This window comes from Novosphingobium aeonii, from assembly GCF_052279045.1.
Taxonomy (GTDB): Bacteria; Pseudomonadota; Alphaproteobacteria; order Sphingomonadales; family Sphingomonadaceae; genus Novosphingobium.
This window is the reverse complement of the sequence record NZ_CP176832.1, coordinates 563,549-582,449: the sequence shown is the minus strand read 5'-3', so window position 1 is coordinate 582,449 and position 18,901 is coordinate 563,549. Positions and strand designations below refer to the sequence as shown.

The 18,901-nt window shown below is 65.1% G+C and carries 17 protein-coding genes; 12 read left to right on the top strand and 5 right to left on the bottom strand.

Annotated elements, in window-relative coordinates:
- Positions 1–40 precede the first annotated feature (40 nt).
- Positions 41–403, top strand: coding sequence for a hypothetical protein (locus ACLIMP_RS02900; protein ID WP_292635302.1), 363 nt, complete (start codon positions 41–43; stop codon positions 401–403).
- Position 404: 1 nt separating this feature from the next.
- Here the strand turns inward: ACLIMP_RS02900 and mnmA are convergent, their stop codons facing one another.
- Positions 405–1,580: a tRNA 2-thiouridine(34) synthase MnmA gene (gene mnmA / locus ACLIMP_RS02895; RefSeq protein WP_324697411.1), complete on the bottom strand. Its 1,176-nt coding sequence runs from the start codon at positions 1,578–1,580 to the stop codon at positions 405–407.
- Positions 1,581–1,754: 174 nt separating this feature from the next.
- On the opposite strand from mnmA, the gene ACLIMP_RS02890 reads away from it, so the two are divergent.
- The 6 genes from ACLIMP_RS02890 to ACLIMP_RS02865 all read left to right on the top strand — a co-directional run bounded on the left by ACLIMP_RS02890 (position 1,755) and on the right by ACLIMP_RS02865 (position 9,295).
- Positions 1,755–2,099 (top strand): hypothetical protein, encoded by a 345-nt coding sequence (locus tag ACLIMP_RS02890; protein WP_132468636.1) that lies wholly within the window; start codon positions 1,755–1,757, stop codon positions 2,097–2,099.
- Between the two features lie 2 nt (positions 2,100–2,101).
- Positions 2,102–2,401: a CtrA inhibitor SciP gene (gene sciP / locus ACLIMP_RS02885; RefSeq protein ID WP_054442268.1), complete on the top strand. Its 300-nt coding sequence runs from the start codon at positions 2,102–2,104 to the stop codon at positions 2,399–2,401.
- A 366-nt stretch (positions 2,402–2,767) separates the two neighbouring features.
- Positions 2,768–3,967 carry an efflux RND transporter periplasmic adaptor subunit gene (locus ACLIMP_RS02880; protein WP_132468637.1) on the top strand — a complete coding sequence of 400 codons (1,200 nt, stop codon included), beginning with the start codon at positions 2,768–2,770 and terminating at the stop codon, positions 3,965–3,967.
- 14 nt (positions 3,968–3,981) lie between these two features.
- Positions 3,982–7,425: an efflux RND transporter permease subunit gene (locus ACLIMP_RS02875; RefSeq protein ID WP_185998364.1), complete on the top strand. Its 3,444-nt coding sequence runs from the start codon at positions 3,982–3,984 to the stop codon at positions 7,423–7,425.
- A 101-nt stretch (positions 7,426–7,526) separates the two neighbouring features.
- Entirely contained in the window at positions 7,527–8,747 is a 1,221-nt protein-coding gene (locus tag ACLIMP_RS02870) for a DUF445 domain-containing protein (protein WP_324699097.1), read from the top strand.
- On the top strand, positions 8,744–9,295 hold the full coding sequence (locus ACLIMP_RS02865; protein WP_231636291.1) for a GNAT family N-acetyltransferase: 552 nt from the start codon (positions 8,744–8,746) through the stop codon (positions 9,293–9,295). The genes ACLIMP_RS02870 and ACLIMP_RS02865 overlap by 4 nt, the downstream gene beginning before the upstream one ends.
- Before the next feature lie 24 nt (positions 9,296–9,319).
- Here the strand turns inward: ACLIMP_RS02865 and ACLIMP_RS02860 are convergent, their stop codons facing one another.
- From ACLIMP_RS02860 to sucC, 4 genes are all read right to left on the bottom strand, one after another.
- Positions 9,320–10,009, bottom strand: coding sequence for an energy transducer TonB (locus ACLIMP_RS02860; protein WP_324697407.1), 690 nt, complete (start codon positions 10,007–10,009; stop codon positions 9,320–9,322).
- Between the two features lie 255 nt (positions 10,010–10,264).
- Entirely contained in the window at positions 10,265–11,194 is a 930-nt protein-coding gene (locus ACLIMP_RS02855) for an electron transfer flavoprotein subunit alpha/FixB family protein (protein WP_132468640.1), read from the bottom strand.
- 28 nt (positions 11,195–11,222) lie between these two features.
- Positions 11,223–11,969 carry an electron transfer flavoprotein subunit beta/FixA family protein gene (locus tag ACLIMP_RS02850; RefSeq protein WP_054442101.1) on the bottom strand — a complete coding sequence of 249 codons (747 nt, stop codon included), beginning with the start codon at positions 11,967–11,969 and terminating at the stop codon, positions 11,223–11,225.
- Between the two features lie 311 nt (positions 11,970–12,280).
- Entirely contained in the window at positions 12,281–13,480 is a 1,200-nt protein-coding gene (gene sucC / locus ACLIMP_RS02845; RefSeq protein ID WP_054442102.1) for an ADP-forming succinate--CoA ligase subunit beta, read from the bottom strand.
- A 165-nt stretch (positions 13,481–13,645) separates the two neighbouring features.
- Here sucC and ACLIMP_RS02840 point away from each other — a divergent pair, with 165 nt between their 5' ends.
- From ACLIMP_RS02840 to ACLIMP_RS02820, 5 genes are all read left to right on the top strand, one after another.
- On the top strand, positions 13,646–14,440 hold the full coding sequence (locus tag ACLIMP_RS02840) for a 3'(2'),5'-bisphosphate nucleotidase CysQ (protein WP_054442103.1): 795 nt from the start codon (positions 13,646–13,648) through the stop codon (positions 14,438–14,440).
- Between the two features lie 274 nt (positions 14,441–14,714).
- Positions 14,715–16,214 carry a DEAD/DEAH box helicase gene (locus ACLIMP_RS02835; protein ID WP_324697403.1) on the top strand — a complete coding sequence of 500 codons (1,500 nt, stop codon included), beginning with the start codon at positions 14,715–14,717 and terminating at the stop codon, positions 16,212–16,214.
- Between the two features lie 121 nt (positions 16,215–16,335).
- Entirely contained in the window at positions 16,336–17,070 is a 735-nt protein-coding gene (locus tag ACLIMP_RS02830) for a sterol desaturase family protein (protein ID WP_185998367.1), read from the top strand.
- Positions 17,037–17,486: a DUF2141 domain-containing protein gene (locus ACLIMP_RS02825; RefSeq protein WP_369818363.1), complete on the top strand. Its 450-nt coding sequence runs from the start codon at positions 17,037–17,039 to the stop codon at positions 17,484–17,486. The genes ACLIMP_RS02830 and ACLIMP_RS02825 overlap by 34 nt, the downstream gene beginning before the upstream one ends.
- A gap of 81 nt (positions 17,487–17,567) precedes the next feature.
- Positions 17,568–18,857, top strand: coding sequence for an MFS transporter (locus tag ACLIMP_RS02820; RefSeq protein WP_185998368.1), 1,290 nt, complete (start codon positions 17,568–17,570; stop codon positions 18,855–18,857).
- Positions 18,858–18,901 lie beyond the last annotated feature (44 nt).

Below are 18,901 nucleotides of genomic sequence, written 5' to 3'. Positions count from 1 at the left end.
TGCGAGGCGCGGGAAGATGGCAACAGTGGGGACACACGGGATGGGGGACAGCCGCCGCGGCGAACGACAACCGTCCCGCTGGCTCAGGAACGGCGTGCTGCTTGCCGTGGTCGTACTGGCGATCGTGCTGGGCTTCTCGTGGAAGGGCCTGCGCGAACAGGCGCTGGTCAGCACCGCCTATGGCGCGCGGGTGGCCTGTGCCTGCCGCTTTGTTTCCGAACGCGAACTCAAGACCTGCAAGGGCGATATCGCGGTTGCCGGCCTTGGCCGTACCGCCGGCCTGATGATGCTGTCCGAGGATACGGAGGCGCACGCCGTAAAGGCCAGCGTTCCGCTGCTGGCCAGCCAGACCGCGACTTTCGCGCCCGATCGCGGCTGCCAGCTCGAACCCTGGGCGAACTGACTCAGCCGTCCAGCGGAATGGCGGCTTCGGTGCCGTCGATCCAGCCGCCGCCGACGACGCGATCTCCCGCGTAGATCACTGCCGCCTGGCCCGGGGCGACGCCGTATTCGGGATTCTCGAAGCGGATCCTCGCCGTCGTCCCGTCGCCAAGCGGCCCTTCGAGCGTGATCGGCACCGGCTTTGCCAGCGAGCGCACCTTGGCGGTCAGCGGCGCGTCCGGGAGCGGGCCGATTCGGTTGGATTCGGTGATCGTGGCAGCGGCGACGCCCAGCAGGCTGCGCGGGCCGACGAGCACGCGGCGCCCCTCCGCCTCGATCCGCACGACGTAAAGCGGTTCCGGCTGGCCGCCGATCTCGAGGCCGCGGCGCTGGCCGACGGTGTAATGAATGATGCCGCGATGGGTGCCGAGCACGTCGCCGGTAAGGGCGTGAACGATATCGCCCGGCGCCTCGCCCTCGGGGCGGACGGCGCGGACGATCTTCGCATAGTCGCCGTCGGGCACGAAGCAGATGTCCTGGCTGTCGGGCTTGTCGGCAACGCGCAGTCCGGCGGCTTCGGCAAGGCGTCGGGTCTCGCTCTTGGGCAGGCCGCCGAGCGGGAAGCGCAGGAAATCGAGCTGCGTTTCAGTGGTGCCGTAAAGGAAGTAGCTCTGGTCGCGCGCGGGATCGAAAGCGCGGTGCAGTTCCGAACCGGCGGGGCCTTCGACGCGGCGCACGTAATGGCCGGTGGCAAGGCAATCCGCGCCAAGATCCCGCGCCATCGTCAGCAGGTCGGTGAACTTGGGCCCCATGTTGCAGCGGATGCAGGGAATCGGGGTCCGGCCTGCCATGTAATCGTCCGCGAAGCGCTCGACCACTTCCTCGCGGAAGGCGCTCTCATGATCGAAGACATAATGGGCGATGCCGAGGCGATCGGCCACGGCGCGGGCATCGCGAATGTCGTCGCCGGCGCAGCAGGCGCCCTTGCGGCCGGTCGCGGCGCCGTAATCGTAAAGCTGGAGCGTGACGCCGATGGTCTCGGCTCCGGTCGCGGCGGCAAGCGCGGCGACGACCGAACTGTCGACGCCGCCGGACATGGCAACGACGATACGGCGCGCGGAAAGCGGCGCGGGCAACTGGAACAGCGCGGCGGGATCGAGGCCGGCCACCAGTCCTTCAAGGTCGGAAAGGGCGGTCATGCGCCGCCCCATACAGGCGAACGCACGGAATTCCTACCTTTGTCGAGAGGAGGGGGCCGTATCTAACCGCAAAGGGCGGCCAAGGCGTGCTTCGCAAGCGCGTTAACAATCGTTAAAAAAGTGTAAACATCGCCTTTACCGTCCCTTGACCAAGCGGCGCTAAAAGCCTTGTCCATGAACATCGCTTTTGATCATGAAACCTGCAAAGCAGGGCATGCGTCTGGTCGCGACAGCGAGGAGTTCATCTCGGACCCATCGCCGATCGACTGGTTTTCCCTGCGTTCCCGACTGTTTGCGGCGCACGATCTGCGCGCCGCGTGGGCAGAGCCTGATTCCATCAGGCCCGAATCTGTCAGGCTTCACCGCTTTGGCAGTTTCGCCGGCTCGGCCGCATTCGTTATTCATACGTATGAGCCAGTCTCAATACCTGTTAACCCAAATGCTTCAGCCAATCGCAAGCCAGCGGAGGCCAATGTCGCTTCTGTCGCCGGCAATCGAAGCACCGGCGTACGAGGGTGATGATGATCGAGAACCAGAAAATCCGTCCTGCCCAGGTGATCGGGCCGCTCGGCGAGCCGTTGACGCTTGATTCGTTGCCGCCGCCGAACACCACGCGCTGGGTCGTGCGCCGCAAGGCGGAAGTCGTTGCGGCCGTGAACGGCGGCCTGCTGACGATCGACGAAGTCTGCGATCGCTATCAGCTCACGCTGGAAGAATTCGCGGGATGGCAGCGCGCGGTGGACCGTTCTGGAATGCAGGGCCTGCGCGTCACGCGAATCCAGCATTACCGCGATCTTTACGAGCGCCAGCAGAAGTACTGAGCCTCGAATTTGTTGAGGGTCGAAAGACCCGGAAGACGGCGGCGAACCTCGGTTCGGCGCCGTTTCCGTATTTGGCCGGCGAATCCTTGAGGACCCAAGGATTACGCCCCGCCGATTACCTGCGCTCGACGCTTGTCGATCCCCGTCGGCTACAGGCCGACTGCTGATTGCCACTCGCTTGTCGCAGGTATATGTCCGTTCGCAGGAAATTTTGCCGTTGCAGCGGCGCGGACCCGTGTGCCCGCGCCCCGACGGCGGATCGTGCTCCCCGGTGCCGGGCGGGCCCGCGGGTGGTGACGCCTCCGGGATCAGGCAATCGGTTCGGGCATCGGGATTGGGGGCAATCGCAGTTTTTGCGGTGACAAGATGAATTACGACAGCAGGATCGATGTGAGCGAGAACGAAGGTTTCACCGCGCCGGGCAACCCGCTTGAAGGGGATGTCGAACGGGATCGTGCATCCCGCCGATGGCTGTGGATCGCCATAGTGGGCGCCGTCGTGCTCGCGATCGGCATCTGGTTCGCCACGCGCGGCGGAGGTGAAGCCAGCGCCGCCGGCGAAAACGACGTTCAGACCCCCGCCGTAACCGTGGTCGTGCCTGGCCGCGCCTCCGTTGTTGGCGAAATCAGCGCAACCGGTTCGCTGGCGGCACGCCGCCCGATGCCGGTCGGTTCGGTGGGCGAGGGCGGGCAGGTCCGCTCCGTGCTCGTCGAAGCGGGAGACTGGGTGTCGCAGGGGCAGGTGCTGGCCGTGATCGACCGCTCGGTGCAGGCCCAGCAGCAGGCAGGCCAGTCCGCGCAGATCTCCGTCGCAGAAGCAGACGCGCGCCTTGCGCAGGCCAATCTCGACCGTGCGCTCAAACTGGTGGACCGCGGCTTCATCTCCGCTGCCGACGTCGACCGGCTGAAGGCGACGCGTGACGCTGCCGTCGCCCAGGTCAGGGTCGCGCGCGCCACGCTCGGCCAGCTTCAGGCACAGACCGCCCGCCTCAACATCGTTGCTCCGGCGGCCGGCCTCGTGCTCGAACGCAATGTCGAGCTTGGCCAGGTCGTGGGCGGCGGCAGTGCCGTGCTGTTCCGCCTCGCCAAGGGCGGCGAGATGGAACTGCTCGCCCAGCTTAGCGAGGACGATCTCGCCCGGCTGAGCGTCGGCGTGGAAGCCACCGTGACGCCGACCGGCTCGAACCAGAGCTTCACCGGCCAGGTCTGGCAGATCGCCCCGATCATCGATTCCACAAACCGCCAGGGCATCGCCCGTATCGCGCTCGCCTATAATGACGCCCTGCGTCCGGGCGGGTTTGCCAGCGTGGTGATCAACAGCGGCCAGACGGTTGCTCCGGTGCTGCCGGAATCGGCCATCCAGAACGACGACAAGGGCTCGTTCGTCTACGTCGTGGACGCCAAGAACGTGGTGCATCGCCGCGCCGTCCAGACCGGTCTGGTGACGGGCAAGGGCATCGTCGTGAAGTCCGGCATCGACGGTAACGAGAAGATCGTGCTGCGTGCCGGCGGGTTCCTCAACGACGGCGACAAGGTCAAGCCCCAGCTTGCCGCCAAGGCCGATTGATCGGACATAGCGCGATGAGCCTACGCAACATCTCGGCCTGGTCGATCCGCAATCCGATCATTCCGATCGTCTTCTTCATCGGCGTGATGATCGCCGGCGTGGTCTCGTTCATGCGCATGGACGTGAACAACATGCCGGACGTGGAATTCCCGGGCGTTCACGTCATGATCTCGCAGCCGGGCGCCGCCCCGACCGAGATCGAGACGCAGATCACCCAGATCATCGAGGGCGCGGTCCGGTCCGTTCCCGGGATCGAGGAAATCCAGTCTACCGCCTCGGAAGGCACGTCGACCACGCTGGTGTTCTTCACGGTCGGCACCAATCCGGACGTCGCGACGAACCAGGTCAAGAACGCCGTCGATCAGGTGCGCGGGCAGCTGCCGGACGGCATTCTCGAACCGATGGTCACCAAGATCGAGGCCAACGGCGACAATCTGGCCTATTACGCCGTCAGTGCCGACGACATGACGATGGAGCAGCTCAGCTGGTTCGTCGACGATACGATCTCGAAGACCCTGCTCTCGATCGAAGGCCTCGCCTCGGTTGAACGCAACGGCGGCGTGGACCGTGAAATCCGCGTCGTCGTCGACCCGCAGCGGATGATCGCGCTGGGCCTTACCGCGAACGACATCAACGGCGTGTTGCGGCAGGTCAACACCGACGCTGCCGGCGGCCAGGCGGAAATCGCCGGATCGCGCCAGTCGGTCCGCGTTCTGGGCAATGCGCAGGATGCGTACCAACTTTCACAGACCCGCATCAACCTGGGCGGCGGCAGGCAGGTCAAGCTTTCGGATATCGCCAAGGTCTACGACGGCTATTCCGAACAGACCCGCATCGCCAAGCTGCGCGGCCGCGAGGTCGTGACTTTCGGCTTCACGCGGGCTCTCGGGGCTTCGGACGTGGCGGTCTATGACGGCGCCGCCAAGGCGTTGGACAAGATCCGCAAGGAAAACCCCAACATCCACATCACGCGCCTGTTCTCCGACGTGGACTACACGAAGGGACAGTACACCAGCTCGATGGAAGCGCTGGTCGAGGGTGCGGTGCTGGCCATCGTCATCGTCTACCTGTTCCTGCGTGACTGGCGCGCGACGATGATCTCGGCGATCGCGATCCCGCTTTCGGCGATCCCGACGTTCTGGTTCATGGACATGCTCGGCTTCACGCTGAACTTCCTCTCGCTGCTGGCGCTCAGCCTCGTGGCGGGGGTGCTGGTCGATGACGCCATCGTCGAGATCGAGAATATCGTGCGCCACATGCGCATGGGCAAATCGGCCTATCAGGCATCGATCGACGCGGCAGACGAAATCGGCCTCGCGGTCGTCGCCACCACGTTCTCGATCGTCGCGGTGTTCCTGCCGGTCGGGCTCATGCCGGGCATTCCGGGGCAATTCTTCAAGGCCTTCGGCCTGACGGTCGTTGCGGCGGTGCTGATGAGCCTTGCCGTGGCGCGCCTTATCACGCCGATGGTCGCGGCCTACTTCCTCAAGGCTCACGGCCATGCCGAACACGGCGGCGGCAAGGGCATGGACCTTTATCTCAAGGTTCTGGCCTGGACGCTGGATTCGCGTGAGGCGCTTCGTCTCAAGTCCCGGCTGGTCAAGGCGCCGTCGCGCTGGTGGTACTATCTCATCGCGATGGTGGCGATCCTGCTCATGCTGGGTGGGGGCATCGGCGCGGCCTACATGATCTTCCAGGGCGCGAACTTCGTGCTCGGCAAGATGGGGCTGGGCAAGGCGGCCTTCGTGCTGGCCTCGGCGATCGCACCTCTCGGCATTCCCGTGGCGATCTATGTGCTCGGCAAGGCGCTGCGGTGGCTGGCTCACTTCGCCGGACGCATGGGCACCTGGTACCGTTATTTCTCGGCGCGGATCAGCGCGCGGATGCACGACCACCGGTTCTACGCATTCTGTGCGGGCATCTATGCGCTCGTCGTGACGTTCGCGTTGCTGGCGGGGCTGCCCTCGCAGTTCCAGCCCAACACCAACAACGACACCAGCACCGTCAACATCGAGATGGTGCCCGGCACCACCATCGAGCAGACCGTGGTGGTGGCCGACAAGGTCACGCACCTGCTCGAACGGCAGCCTGAAGTGCAGCACATCCTCGAGGCTTCGCGCGAGGGCAGGGGGTCGCTCTACATCGCGCTCAAGCCGGCCGACCAGCGCAAGGCCACGAGCATCGAGTTCGAACGCCGCATGGCGCCCGAACTGCAGAACATCGCTGATGCCCGCGTGACATTTGCCACGCAGTCGGGCGGATTCGGCAGTGGCCGCGATATTTCGGTGATGCTCTCGGGCAGCGATTCGGAACTGCTCAACAAGACCGCGCAGACACTGGCTGAACAGATGCGTACGATTCCGGGCGTGATTGCACCCCGTATCGCCGCCGACCTGCAGCGACCGGAACTGGTGATCGTGCCGCGCCTCGACCTCGCGGCGCAGCTCGGCGTGACGACGGCGGCGCTCAGCCAGACCATCCGCATCGCCACGCTTGGCGAGATCGACCAGAACGCTGCCAAGTTCTCGCTGAGCGACCGGCAGGTCCCGATCCGGGTCATTCTCGCCCGCGCCTCGCGCCGGGACTATTCCACGATCGAGAATCTTCCCGTGACCACCGCAACCGGCGGCTCGGTGCCGCTCAAGCGCGTGGCCGAGATTCGCTTCGGTGCCGGTCCGACCCAGATCCAGCGCTACAACCAGTCGCGCCGCATCTTCGTCGGCGCCGACCTTGGCGAAGGGCAGGTCAAGGGTCCGATCATGGAGCAGATCCAGAACCTGCCGATCATGAAGAACCTGCCGACCGGCGTGTCGAACGCCCCCGTCGGCGAGGACAAGTGGCAGGCCGAGATGGTCAACAGCTTCGTGATCGCGGTGATCAGCGGTATCTTCCTGGTCTTCGCGGTGCTGGTGCTGCTCTACAAGCGCTTCGTCTCGCCGCTGGTGAATATGGCCTCGCTGCTGCTGGCACCGCTGGGCGGTCTCCTGGCGCTGGTGATCGTCGGCCAGCCGATCTCGATGCCGGTCTACATCGGCATCCTGATGCTGCTGGGCATCGTTGCCAAGAACTCCATCCTGCTGATCGACTTCGCGATCGAGGAAATGGAGAAGGGTGTCGACAAGCTCACGGCCATCATGGACGCCGGGCACAAGCGCGCCCAGCCGATCATCATGACCACCGTGGCCATGACGGCGGGCATGGTGCCGACCGCGATCTCGCTTTCGGGCGATGCGGCATGGCGCGCGCCGATGGGCATCACCGTGATCGGCGGCCTGCTGGTGTCCACCATGCTGACTCTGGTGATCGTGCCGGCTGCCTTCAGCCTGGCTGATGGCTTCGAAAAGCGGGTGGGTCCGTGGCTGCGCCGCAAGCTGCTCACGTTCGAGCCGCACCACGCCCATGAGGATGCCGCCAGCCAGGGTGGAATCGCACTTCCCCAGCCGATCGCGGCCGAATAGCAAGAGCAGGAGGAACATTGCCGGCCCCCAAGCGTAGCATCTCCGTGGCACGGCAAGACTTTTTCCGGCTCGGCCCGGTCGTGAACGACCGGGCCCGGCACATGCGCCTGTTCGCGACGGGGCTGCTGCTGTTCATGGCGGCGGCCTTCATCGTTCTCAAACGGCTGGCGGTGCTGCACCCGGAATGGAGCGGGCCGCTCGGATACGCGATCTCCTTTACCGAAGCGGCCATGGTCGGCGGTCTGGCAGACTGGTTCGCTGTGACCGCGCTGTTCCGCCATCCGCTGGGCCTGCCGATCCCGCACACCGCGATCATTCCCGACAACAAGGACCGTATCGCCGATTCGATGGCGATGTTCCTGAGGGACAATTTCCTCACGCCGCAAGTCGTCGCCCGGCGTCTGAAGGGCTTCAACCTTGCGGCCGCCACCGGGGCGTTCCTTTCCGATCCCGCGCGTGACGAGCAATCCCGCATTCGTGCCGGCGCGGCCAACCTGCTGGCCGACGTGCTCGAATCGCTGGATCCCGAGCAGATGGGCGGCATGGTCAAGACCGGCCTGCGCCGTCAGCTCGAGAAGATCGATGCGGCGCCCCTGCTCGGCCAGATGCTGACCAGTGCGATTGCCGACCGCAGGCACCTGCCGGTGCTCGAAAGCGTGCTGCGCAAGATCGGCGAGGCTATCGAGAGCAACGAGCCGCTGATCCGCGAGATGATCCATCAGCGCGCCAACAGCATCATGCGCTGGACCGGGCTGGACGAGCGGCTGGCAAACGGCGTGCTCGACGGCGCCTACCGGCTGCTGGCCGAAGTGATCGTCCAGCCCGACCATCCCCTACGCGCCAGGATCGACGAGGCGCTCGCCAACCTTGCAGAGGACTTGCGCAGCAAGCCCGAGACGCAGGCGAAGGTGGAGCGCATCAAGAACGAACTGATCGAAAACCCCGCAGTCGCCGCCTGGCTCGACGGCATGTGGGAACGCACCCGCGCGGCCTTGCTCAAGGCCGTGCGCAATCCCGACAAGGCGTTGTCCGGTGCGCTGGGGGAAAGCCTTGCGCAACTGGGTCAGGCACTGGGCGACGACGCGCGGTTGCAGTACATGGTCAATCGTTTCGCGCGCCGCACGCTCGTCGGGATCGTGTCGCGCTATGGGGGGGAAATCGTGAGGCTGGTATCCGAAACCGTCAAGCGCTGGGATGCGCGCACCGTGACGGACCGCATAGAGGGCGCCGTGGGCCGCGACCTTCAGTTCATCCGCATCAACGGCACGCTGGTCGGCGGCCTGTTCGGCGTATGCATCCACGTTGCGGACCAGTTGCTGTGAGCCTTGCCGTGCTGGATGGCCCGCTGCTCGTCACCGAGCGTTTCGAACTCTGGAAGCCGCAGGCAAGCGATCTCGACGATATGGTCCGCCTGCTGGCCGATGAGGAGACGCGGCGGTTCCTCGGCCTTACGCAAGCCGAGAAGAAGGGCGTTTTCGAGCGCCTCCAGCGCAACGGCGGGTCCTGGGCGCTGCACGGCTATGGGACCTTCCCGGTGCGCAGGCGTGGCGGGAATGGCGAGATCGTTGCCAACTGCGGTGTGTTCCATAGCTGGCGGGGCTTTGGAAAAGGCATGGACGATGTACCCGAGGCAGGCTGGATCGTCCGGTACGATCACTGGGGAATCGGCCTGGCAAAGGAGGTCATGCGCGCCGTACTGGATTGGTTCGACGTGACTCACGGACCACGCCGCATTGCCTGCATGATCGAGGAGGGCAATACAGCCTCCGAGCGGGTGGCCGGAGCACTGGGCTTCATTCCTTGCGGAAATCACGACCTCGGCGAAAACGGAGAGACGGTTATCGTTAATCTGTTCGAGCGGGTTTCCTGACCGGGCGGCACGCTTCCAGGATTTTCAGAACAGGGCCGCTCCGGCGAAGTAAGACGCGACCGGAGCGCCCTTGGCATCGTGAGCGGGGATGAAACGACCCCGCAGGACGAACTGGCGGCAGACCTGCTCGCCGAAGCTGTCGGGTCCGATCGCGCGTTGAATATGGCAATCCGTGACCTGGCCCTCGGCATCCACACCGAGACGGAACCGCAGGAAGCCGCCGATACCTTCAGGCACCGTGAATTCCGGATGGTCGCCCTTGCGCATCCAGGCCTTGAAACCGGGCGTGGGTTCGGGGTGGGAGCGTGTACGCTGTTCCCACGGCTTGAAGCCCCATTGGAGTTCGAGATTTTCCGTGCATTGCCGCATGACGCGCATCGCATCGTGGAACCCGCTGACTCCCAGCCTGTACGATATGCGCGAAGGTGCAGTGAAGGTCAGCGTGGAATTCGTGCTGTTTCCACCTTCGGAGATCCCCGGTTCCAGTTCGACTTCGGTGACGAGCAGCATGGATGCCTGATGGGCGCCCGACGCGCTCAGAACTGTAACGCGCCGCGGTTGCGCGCCATTGCCAAGATCGATCCAGCCCTCGGCTTCGGGAAGGTGCCAATCCATTCCCTCACCGGCCAGCGTGATCTGGAAAGGCTCGTCCGGAGCGAATCCCGAGAAGGTGATGACGAGAGAGCGGTTGTCGGCCCCGAAAACGGCGGCCATGTCGCAGGAATCGGCGTCGTAGCGGAAAGTCCATGGACTGCTCCGCGGGAGGTCGATTGCTTGAGCGGCCTGCGCTGGCGAAACCGGCGACAACAACGCGGCGGCAGCAAGCCAACTTGCCCGCCGTTTCGGTACCCATCTCATGCAGAATCCCCCGATGCCCGACCAGGGCGATATAGGGAAACTGTTGCACTTAAACGAAAACCCCGGCCATTATCTGGCCGGGGTTCCGTTGTTTCAGTCCTTCAGCGCCGCTCAGAGCTTGCCGGTAAGCTCCGGCACGGCGGTGAACAGGTCGGCCACCAAGCCGACATCCGCGACCTGGAAGATCGGGGCGTCCTCGTCCTTGTTGATGGCGATGATGGTCTTCGAATCCTTCATGCCCGCAAGGTGCTGGATCGCGCCCGAGATGCCGACCGCGATGTAGACTTCGGGAGCCACGATCTTGCCGGTCTGGCCTACCTGGTAGTCGTTGGGCACATAGCCCGCATCGACCGCCGCGCGCGAGGCGCCGACAGCTGCGCCGAGCTTGTCGGCGAGCGGCAGGATGACCTGTTCGAAGGTTTCCGAATCCTTGAGCGCGCGGCCGCCGGAGACGATCACCTTGGCGCTGGTCAGTTCCGGGCGTTCCGACTTGGCGAGTTCGGCACCCACGAAGCTGGAAAGACCGGCGTCACCGGCACCAGCCACGTCTTCGATGGCGGCCGAACCGCCTTCGGCGGCGGCCTTTTCAAACGCGGTGCCGCGCACGGTGATGACCAGCTTGGCGTCGCTCGATTCGACGGTGGCGATGGCGTTGCCGGCGTAGATCGGACGGGTGAAGGTCTTTTCGCCTTCGACCGAGAGGATGTCCGAAAGCTGCATCACGTCGAGCAGCGCGGCAACGCGCGGGGCGACGTTCTTGCCGGTGGTCGTGGCGGGCACCAGGAACGCATCGTGGTGGCCCATGAGTTCGACGATCAGCGGCGCGAGGTTTTCGGCCAGGGCGTGCTCATAGGCGGCGTTGTCGGCCAGGTGGACCTTGGCGACACCGGCGATCTTCGCGGCCTGTTCGGCAACGGCGCGGCAGCCGGAGCCGGCGACCAGCAGATGGACTTCACCGAGCTTGGCGGCAGCGGTGACGGTATGGAGCGTCGCGTCCTTGACCGACGCGTTGTCGTGTTCGACCCAAACGAGCGTCTTCATCGTTTCAAATCCTTCCCGGGCTGTGCCCTCAGGCGACGCCCAGTTCCTTGAGCTTCGCGACCAGCGCATCGACGTCGGCGACCTTCACGCCCGCCGAGCGGACGGGCGGCTCGGAGACCTTGAGGGTCTTGAGGCGCGGGGTGATGTCGACGCCGTAATCGGCGGCGGTCTTCACATCGAGCTGCTTCTTCTTTGCCTTCATGATGTTGGGCAGCGAAGCATAGCGCGGCTCGTTCAGGCGAAGGTCGGTGGTGACGATCGCGGGAAGCGCGAGCTTGACGGTTTCAAGGCCGCCATCGACTTCGCGGGTCACGGCAACGTGATCGCCCTCGATCTCGACCTTGCTGGCGAAGGTGCCCTGCGGGCGACCCAGCAGCGCGGCGAGCATCTGGCCGGTCTGGTTCGAATCGTCGTCGATCGCCTGCTTGCCGAGGATCACGAGGCCCGGATTCTCTTCGGCGACGATCGCCTTGAGGATCTTGGCGACGGCCAGCGGTTCCACTTCGGCATCGGTTTCGATCAGGATCGCGCGGTCGGCACCCATGGCGAGTGCGGTGCGCAGCGTGTCCTGTGCCTTGGCCGGGCCGACCGAGACAGCGACGATCTCTTCAGCCTTGCCCGCTTCCTTGAGGCGGATGGCTTCCTCGACCGCGATCTCGTCGAACGGGTTCATGCTCATCTTGACGTTGGCAAGGTCAACGCCGGTGCCGTCAGCTTTCACGCGCGGCTTCACGTTATAGTCGATCACCCGCTTTACGGGCACGAGGATCTTCATCTGATCGGGTCCTCTCATTTCAGGCACGGCACTGTTTAGCCGCTCGATTAAATCCACTCAAGGCACGCCTAATAGGCAATTGACGTATACGTCAAGTCCTGCCGGCGGCGAGATGAGCCCTTCGAGGGATCACAATGGGCGCCATATCGCAAATCCGCGAAAAGTGGCATCGCCCCGGCAGAAACGGCGGGCCCAGAATAACTTTGAGTTCGAAAAGGCAGGCTTGGACCCCGGCTTCAAACGCAAACGGCGGGGGCTCGTAAACCCCCGCCGCTGCATTATCCGATATGGGATCGCGTGTGATCCAAGGATCAGGCTGCGTTCTTGACCTCGGCCACGATCTTCTTGGCGGCATCGCCCAGGTCGTTGGCGGGGACGATCGGCAGGCCGGAATTGGCCAGGATGTCCTTGCCCTGCTGGACGTTGGTGCCTTCGAGGCGAACCACGAGCGGAACCGAGAGGTTCACTTCCTTCGCCGCGGCAACGATGCCCTCGGCGATGACGTCGCACTTCATGATGCCGCCGAAGATGTTGACGAGGATGCCCTTCACGTTCGGATCACGCAGGATGATCTTGAACGCCGCGGTCACCTTTTCCTTGTTGGCGCCGCCGCCAACGTCAAGGAAGTTGGCCGGGAACGAACCATTGAGCTTGATGATGTCCATCGTCGCCATGGCGAGGCCGGCGCCGTTGACCATGCAGCCGATGTCGCCGTCGAGCTTGATGTAGGCCAGGTCGTACTTCGAGGCTTCGACTTCCGCCGGATCTTCCTCGGTCTCGTCGCGCAGGGCCTGCACGTCGGGGTGACGGTAGAGCGCGTTCGAATCGAAGCTCATCTTGGTGTCGAGGACGAGCAGGTTGCCGTCCTTGGTTTCGACGAGCGGGTTGATCTCAAGCATGTCGCAGTCGAGCGCGACGAAGGCTTCGTAAAGCTGCTTGGCGATCTTCTGCGCCTGCTTGTTGAGGTCGCCGGTCAGCTTCAGGGCGAAGGCAACGGCGCGGCCGTGGTGCGGCTGGAAGCCGGCGGCGGTGTCGATGGTGACTGTGGTGATCTTCTCGGGGGTGTTGTGGGCAACATCCTCGATGTCCATGCCGCCTTCGGTCGACACGATCATGGCGACGCGGCTGGTGGCGCGGTCGACGACCATCGACAGGTAGTATTCGCTGGCGATGTCTACGCCGTCGGTCACGTAGAGGCGGTTCACCTGCTTGCCGGCTTCACCGGTCTGCACGGTGACGAGCGTGTTGCCGAGCATTTCCTTGGCGAAAGCTTCGACTTCCTCGACCGACTTGGCAAGGCGCACGCCGCCCTTGGCATCGGCGCCGAGTTCCTTGAACTTGCCCTTGCCGCGTCCGCCGGCATGGATCTGGGCCTTCACGACATAGAGCGGTCCGGGGAGCTGCTTGGCAGCGGCAACCGCTTCCTCGACGGTGAGGGCGGCGATGCCGGCGGGAATGCCGACGCCGTACTTGGCAAGCAGTTCCTTCGCCTGGTATTCGTGAATGTTCATTGCTGAAATCGCTTTCTGCTGGAGTGTCAGAGGAAAGGCGCGGGAGGGCCCCGATTTTTACCGCGCCGCATAAGCACATCCCTGCGCGCTTGAAAAGTCCCGTTCCCTGCGCAATGGGATCACCTGACCCCTCCAGATCGTCCGGATAGCCAGAACGACTCGCGCATGATCGATCGCGACAGACTTGAAGCCATTGTCCGTGAAGCCGGACGTATCGCCATGGCCGGATGGCCGGGGGACGGCCATGTCCTTGAGCACTGGGAAAAAACGCCCGGAAGCCCCGTGAGCGCTGCGGATATCGAGGTCGATTCCTTTCTCAAGCGCGAACTTTCCAGCCTGCTGCCTTCGGCGGGCTGGCTTTCCGAGGAAACTGCCGATTCTCCCGCGCGGCAGGGGCACGAACTGGTCTGGCTGGTCGATCCGATCGACGGAACCCGCGATTTCATCGCCGGCAGGGACGGCTGGGCCATCTCGGTAGCGCTGGTGAACACCCGCCGCCCGTTGCTGGGCCTGCTGTATGCTCCGGCGCGTTGCCGCGATGCGGGCGGCGAATTCTGGTACGGCGAGGCGGGCAAGGGCAGCAGCCGCAACGGCGTGCCGCTGCGCGCCAGCCACCGCGAGACGCTGGCCGGTGCACGCGTTCCGGCGAAGAAGCTGGCGAGCGAGGATGCCGATCTCACGCTCGTGAGCCAGCCGAACTCGATCGCGCTGCGCATGGCGTTGATCGCGGCGAACGAGGCCGATCTGCTGGCGACCCTGCGCTGGGGTTACGAGTGGGACATCGCCGCTGCCGGATTGATCGCACGCGAGGCAGGCGCCGCCGTGACCGATGCTTTCGGCAAGCCTCTCAATTACAACAAGCACGACCCCCGCGCCTTTGGCGTGCTGGTCAGCTCGCCCGCGATCCACGAGGCCGCGGTGGAACGCCTGGCAGACCGCGCCCGCCGATTCTCGGCCTGAGCCGGCGGGGCTTGCCGGCAACGTCTCTGCCGACTTACGCAATTATCTTGCGTTTTATCGAAGTGCACACTAAATGGCCCCCGACGACCGGCGCGTAGGGTACTTCCCTGCCGCAATCCGAGAGCAGCGTGACGTCCCGATGCGGACCGGCCCGGACGAGCGGTTGTCCTTTTGAACAAGCTTCCTTCTTCACGCAGGGTCGCCCGTAACGACACCTTGCTGTGTGCGCGGGCCAAGAACCTTCCGCGTGCCCCGCACCTTGTGAAAGTGACACATGTCCTATTTCTCCGAACTTGGTCTGGCCGAGCCGATTCTCCGTGCGCTCGCGGCCAAGGGCTACACTGATCCCTCGCCGATCCAGCGCCAGTCGATTCCCGCGCTGCTCGAGGGCCGCGACATTCTCGGCATCGCGCAGACCGGTACCGGCAAGACCGCCGCGTTCTCGCTGCCTTCGCTGCACCGCCTCGCCAGCGATCCCAAGCCGCGCCAGAACGCCGGCTGCCGCATGCTGGTGCTTTCGCCGACCCGTGAACTGGCGGCGCAGATCGCCGACAACATGCGCGGCTATGCCAAGTTCCTGAACCTTTCGGTCCAGTGCATCTTCGGCGGCGTGCCCGCCGGCAAGCAGGCCCGTGCGCTTGAGCGCGGCACCGACATCCTCGTTGCCACGCCCGGCCGCCTGCTCGACCTGATCGACAGCCGCGCGCTGACCCTGCGCCATGTCGAGATCTTCGTGCTCGACGAAGCCGACCAGATGATGGACCTCGGCTTCATCGTCCCGCTCAAGCGCGTTGCCGCGCTCCTGCCCAAGCAGCGCCAGAGCCTGTTCTTCTCGGCCACCATGCCGCAGGCGATTGCCGAACTGGGCAAGCAGTTCATCAACAACCCGGTCAAGGTCGAAGTCGCCCCGCAGTCGACCACGGCCGAGCGCGTCGAACAGTACGCCACCTTCATCAACCAGGCCGAGAAGCAGGCGCTGCTTACCCTCAGCCTGCGTGACGGCCTGGCCGAAGACGCCGCCGAAAAGGCGGAGCACGGCGCGATCGACCGTGCGCTGGTCTTCACCCGCACCAAGCACGGCGCCGACCGCGTCGTCCGCCACCTTGTCGCCGCCGGCATCCCGGCTGCCGCGATCCATGGCAACAAGAGCCAGGCCCAGCGCACCGCAGCGCTCGGCGGCTTCCGCCAGGGTACGGTGCGCGTCCTCGTGGCCACCGACATCGCCGCACGCGGCATCGATGTCAGCGGCGTCAGCCACGTCTACAACTTCGAAATCCCGAACGTTGCCGAACAGTACGTCCACCGCATCGGCCGCACCGCGCGTGCCGGCGCCGATGGCGTTGCGATCAGCTACGTCGCGCCGGACGAGAAGCCCTATATCCGCGACATCGAGAAGCTGACCCGCGTCAAGCTGGCTGCCCTTGGCCTGCCCGAGGATTTCCAGAAGCAGGCGGCCCGCCTGCCCGCGCCGTCGCGCCAGGCTCCCGCCGCCCCGCAGGGTGCCGGTCGCGGTGGCAACCGCAACGAACGCGGCGGCGATCGCAACCGCAGCCAGCAGCCGCGCCGCGATCGCAGCGATCGTCCGCAGGGCGAGCGTACCGGCGAGCGCCGTGGCGACGACCGTCGCCGGGACGACCGTCCGCGCAGCGATGCCCCGCGCGGCGAACGCCGTGAGCATGGCGCCGAGGACCAGGGCGAGCGCAAGCGTCGTTTCCGTCCGCGCGGCGCCAAGACCGTCGGCACGCACAAGGGCGCCGTCCGCCGCGCGAGCTGATCGCCGACCCGGATCGCACCGGATCGTAAGGGAAGGGATGCAGGGGCTCGGGCCTTTCTGCATCCTTTTCTTTTGGGGCCGCCCTAGCCACGGGCCGGGCGCGGGCGCATAAGCCCCGGCCATGCCATCGATTTCCGGTCCCGGCCTCTGGGCGCTCTGCGTTTCAGCCGTCACGATGACGGCGATCGTGGGATTGCGCTATCTCGGGACCTCGGGTCTCTTCGCATGGGTTACCGCGCGGGTGCGCCCGGGCCTCTATCGGGGCATGGACCGCCAGATCAGGGCCGAGATCGGCTGGTCGCTGGCCTCCTCGGCGATTTACGGCATTCCGGCAGGCGTGGTCGCCTGGGGCTGGCAGGCCCATGGCTGGACCCTGATCTACACCGATCCGCTGGCCCGCCCCTTGTGGTGGATGCCGCTTTCGCTGCTGCTCTATCTCTTCCTTCACGACACCTGGTTCTACTGGACCCATCGCTGGATGCACCGGCCGAAGGTGTTCCGGGCGATGCATGCCGTCCATCACGCCAGCAAGCCGCCCACCGCCTGGGCAGCGATGAGCTTTCACCCGCTGGAGGCCGTGACCGGCGCCGTGGTGGTTCCCGCGCTCGTGTTCGTCGTGCCGATCCACGTCGGCATGCTCGCGCTGGTGCTGACGATCATGACGGTGATGGGAATCGCCAATCACATGGGTTGGGAGATGTTCCCCCGCGCCCTCGTCTATTCGCGCATCGGCCACTGGCTGATAACGGCGAGCCATCATCACCGCCATCACGAGCTATACCGATGCAATTACGGCCTCTATTTTCGCTTCTGGGATCATCTGTGCGGAACCGACCGGGGCGTTTCGGCGCCCTGATCCTGCTGCTTTGCGCGCCGCTGGCCGGTGGGGCCGCAGCACCGGGAGTGGATGTGAGCGTGGCGGTCACCGCGCTGCGCTCGCAGAAGGGGCAGGTACTGGCCTGTCTCACCACCAATCCCAAGGCTTTCCCCAATTGCGAGAAGGATCCCGCCGCGCGCAAGCTTACCGTTGCCGTGACGGGGCCGGTCACGCTGGATTTCGGCAGGGTTCCCGAGGGGCGCTATGCCATCTCGCTGATTCATGACGAGAACGGCAATGGCAAGCTCGACACCGCGCTGATGATGCCGCGCGAGGGATTCGGGTTTTCCCGGGATGCGCCGGTGCGGATGGGGCCGCCCAGCTTCGAGAAGGCCGCGTTCGACGTGGGCGGGGCCGACGTCCGCCTCGCGATCAGGATGCGCTATCTCCTGTAGTCTGCATGGATAATTTGCGGCAGCCACAGCGCAGTATTTAAAGCGCTTGCCGCTCCCGATCCTGCCGCTTACCCCGGAGCGGTGAGCAGGGAAGAGGACATCGTCGAGGAGGTGGTTGAAACGGCCACCGCGGACCTGGTTCCGCCGCCCGTACACGGCACGTTCTCGCCGTTCCGGTATCCGGTGTTCCGCGCGATCTGGATCGCCAACCTGTTCTCCAACCTCGGTTCCACCCTGCAAGGCGTGGGCGCGGCCTGGCTGATGACGGAACTGACCCCTTCGCACCAGCTCGTGGCGCTGGTGCAGGCCTCCGCCACGGTGCCGATCATGCTGTTCGGCGTCTTTGCCGGGGCCATCGCCGACAACTTCGATCGCCGCATCGTCATGCTGGCAGCGCAGATCGGCATGCTGGTGGTTTCGGCGGCACTGGCCATCATGGCCTATGCGGGCTGGCTGACCCCGTTCCTGCTGCTTGCCTTCACGCTCAGCGTGGGAACGGGAACCGCGCTCAATTCACCGGCCTGGCAGGCTTCGGTGCGCCAGCAGGTGGATCATGACAAGCTGCCGCAGGCGATCGCGCTGAATTCGATATCGTTCAACATCGCGCGCTCGATCGGCCCTGCGGTGGGCGGCCTGCTGATCTCCCTGTGGAACGTGTCTTTCGCCTTTGCGATCAATGCGGTCAGCTATGTCGGCCTGATCTGCGTGCTGCTCTGGTGGAAGCCGGAAGCCCGCCAGATAAACCGCCGCCCGATCCTGCCTGCGGTGGCCACCGGCCTGCGGTTCTGTTTCGGCAACCGGCCGCTGCGCCGCCTGCTCATTCGCGGCTTTGCGCTGGGCTTCAGCCTTGCCGCCTACCAGGGGCTGCTGCCCGCCGTCATCAACGATTCGATGCACGGCACCGAGATCGACTTCGGGATCATGCTCGGCCTGTTCGGCATAGGCTCGATCGTAACCGCGCCGTTCATCGGCAAGATTCGCCGGATGCTGGGACTGGAGGGAATTCTGGCCCTCGGATCGGCGATGTTCGTCTTCTCGTTCTCGCTCGTCGCGGTCGCGCATGAACTGATCTACGCGCTCCCGGCCGCTTTCGTGGCGGGCATGGCATGGGTGCTGATCCTGACCACGCTCAACACGGCGGTCCAGCTGCGTTCTCCCGACGATATCCTCGGCCGCTGCCTGTCGATCTACCAGGCGGTGACGTTCGGCGGCATGGCGCTCGGCGCATGGACCTGGGGCGCGCTGGCGGACTGGCGCGACCTTGCCTTCGCGCTGCACGCCGCCTCGATCTTCCTCATCGTTTCTTTCGTGGTGCTGCGCTTCCTGGCCCCGCTGCCCCGGCTCGGTGAAGGTGTCCTGCGTCCGACCTGATCGCGTAGGGCAACGCGGCCGGGCCTAAACCTTTAATTCACCAT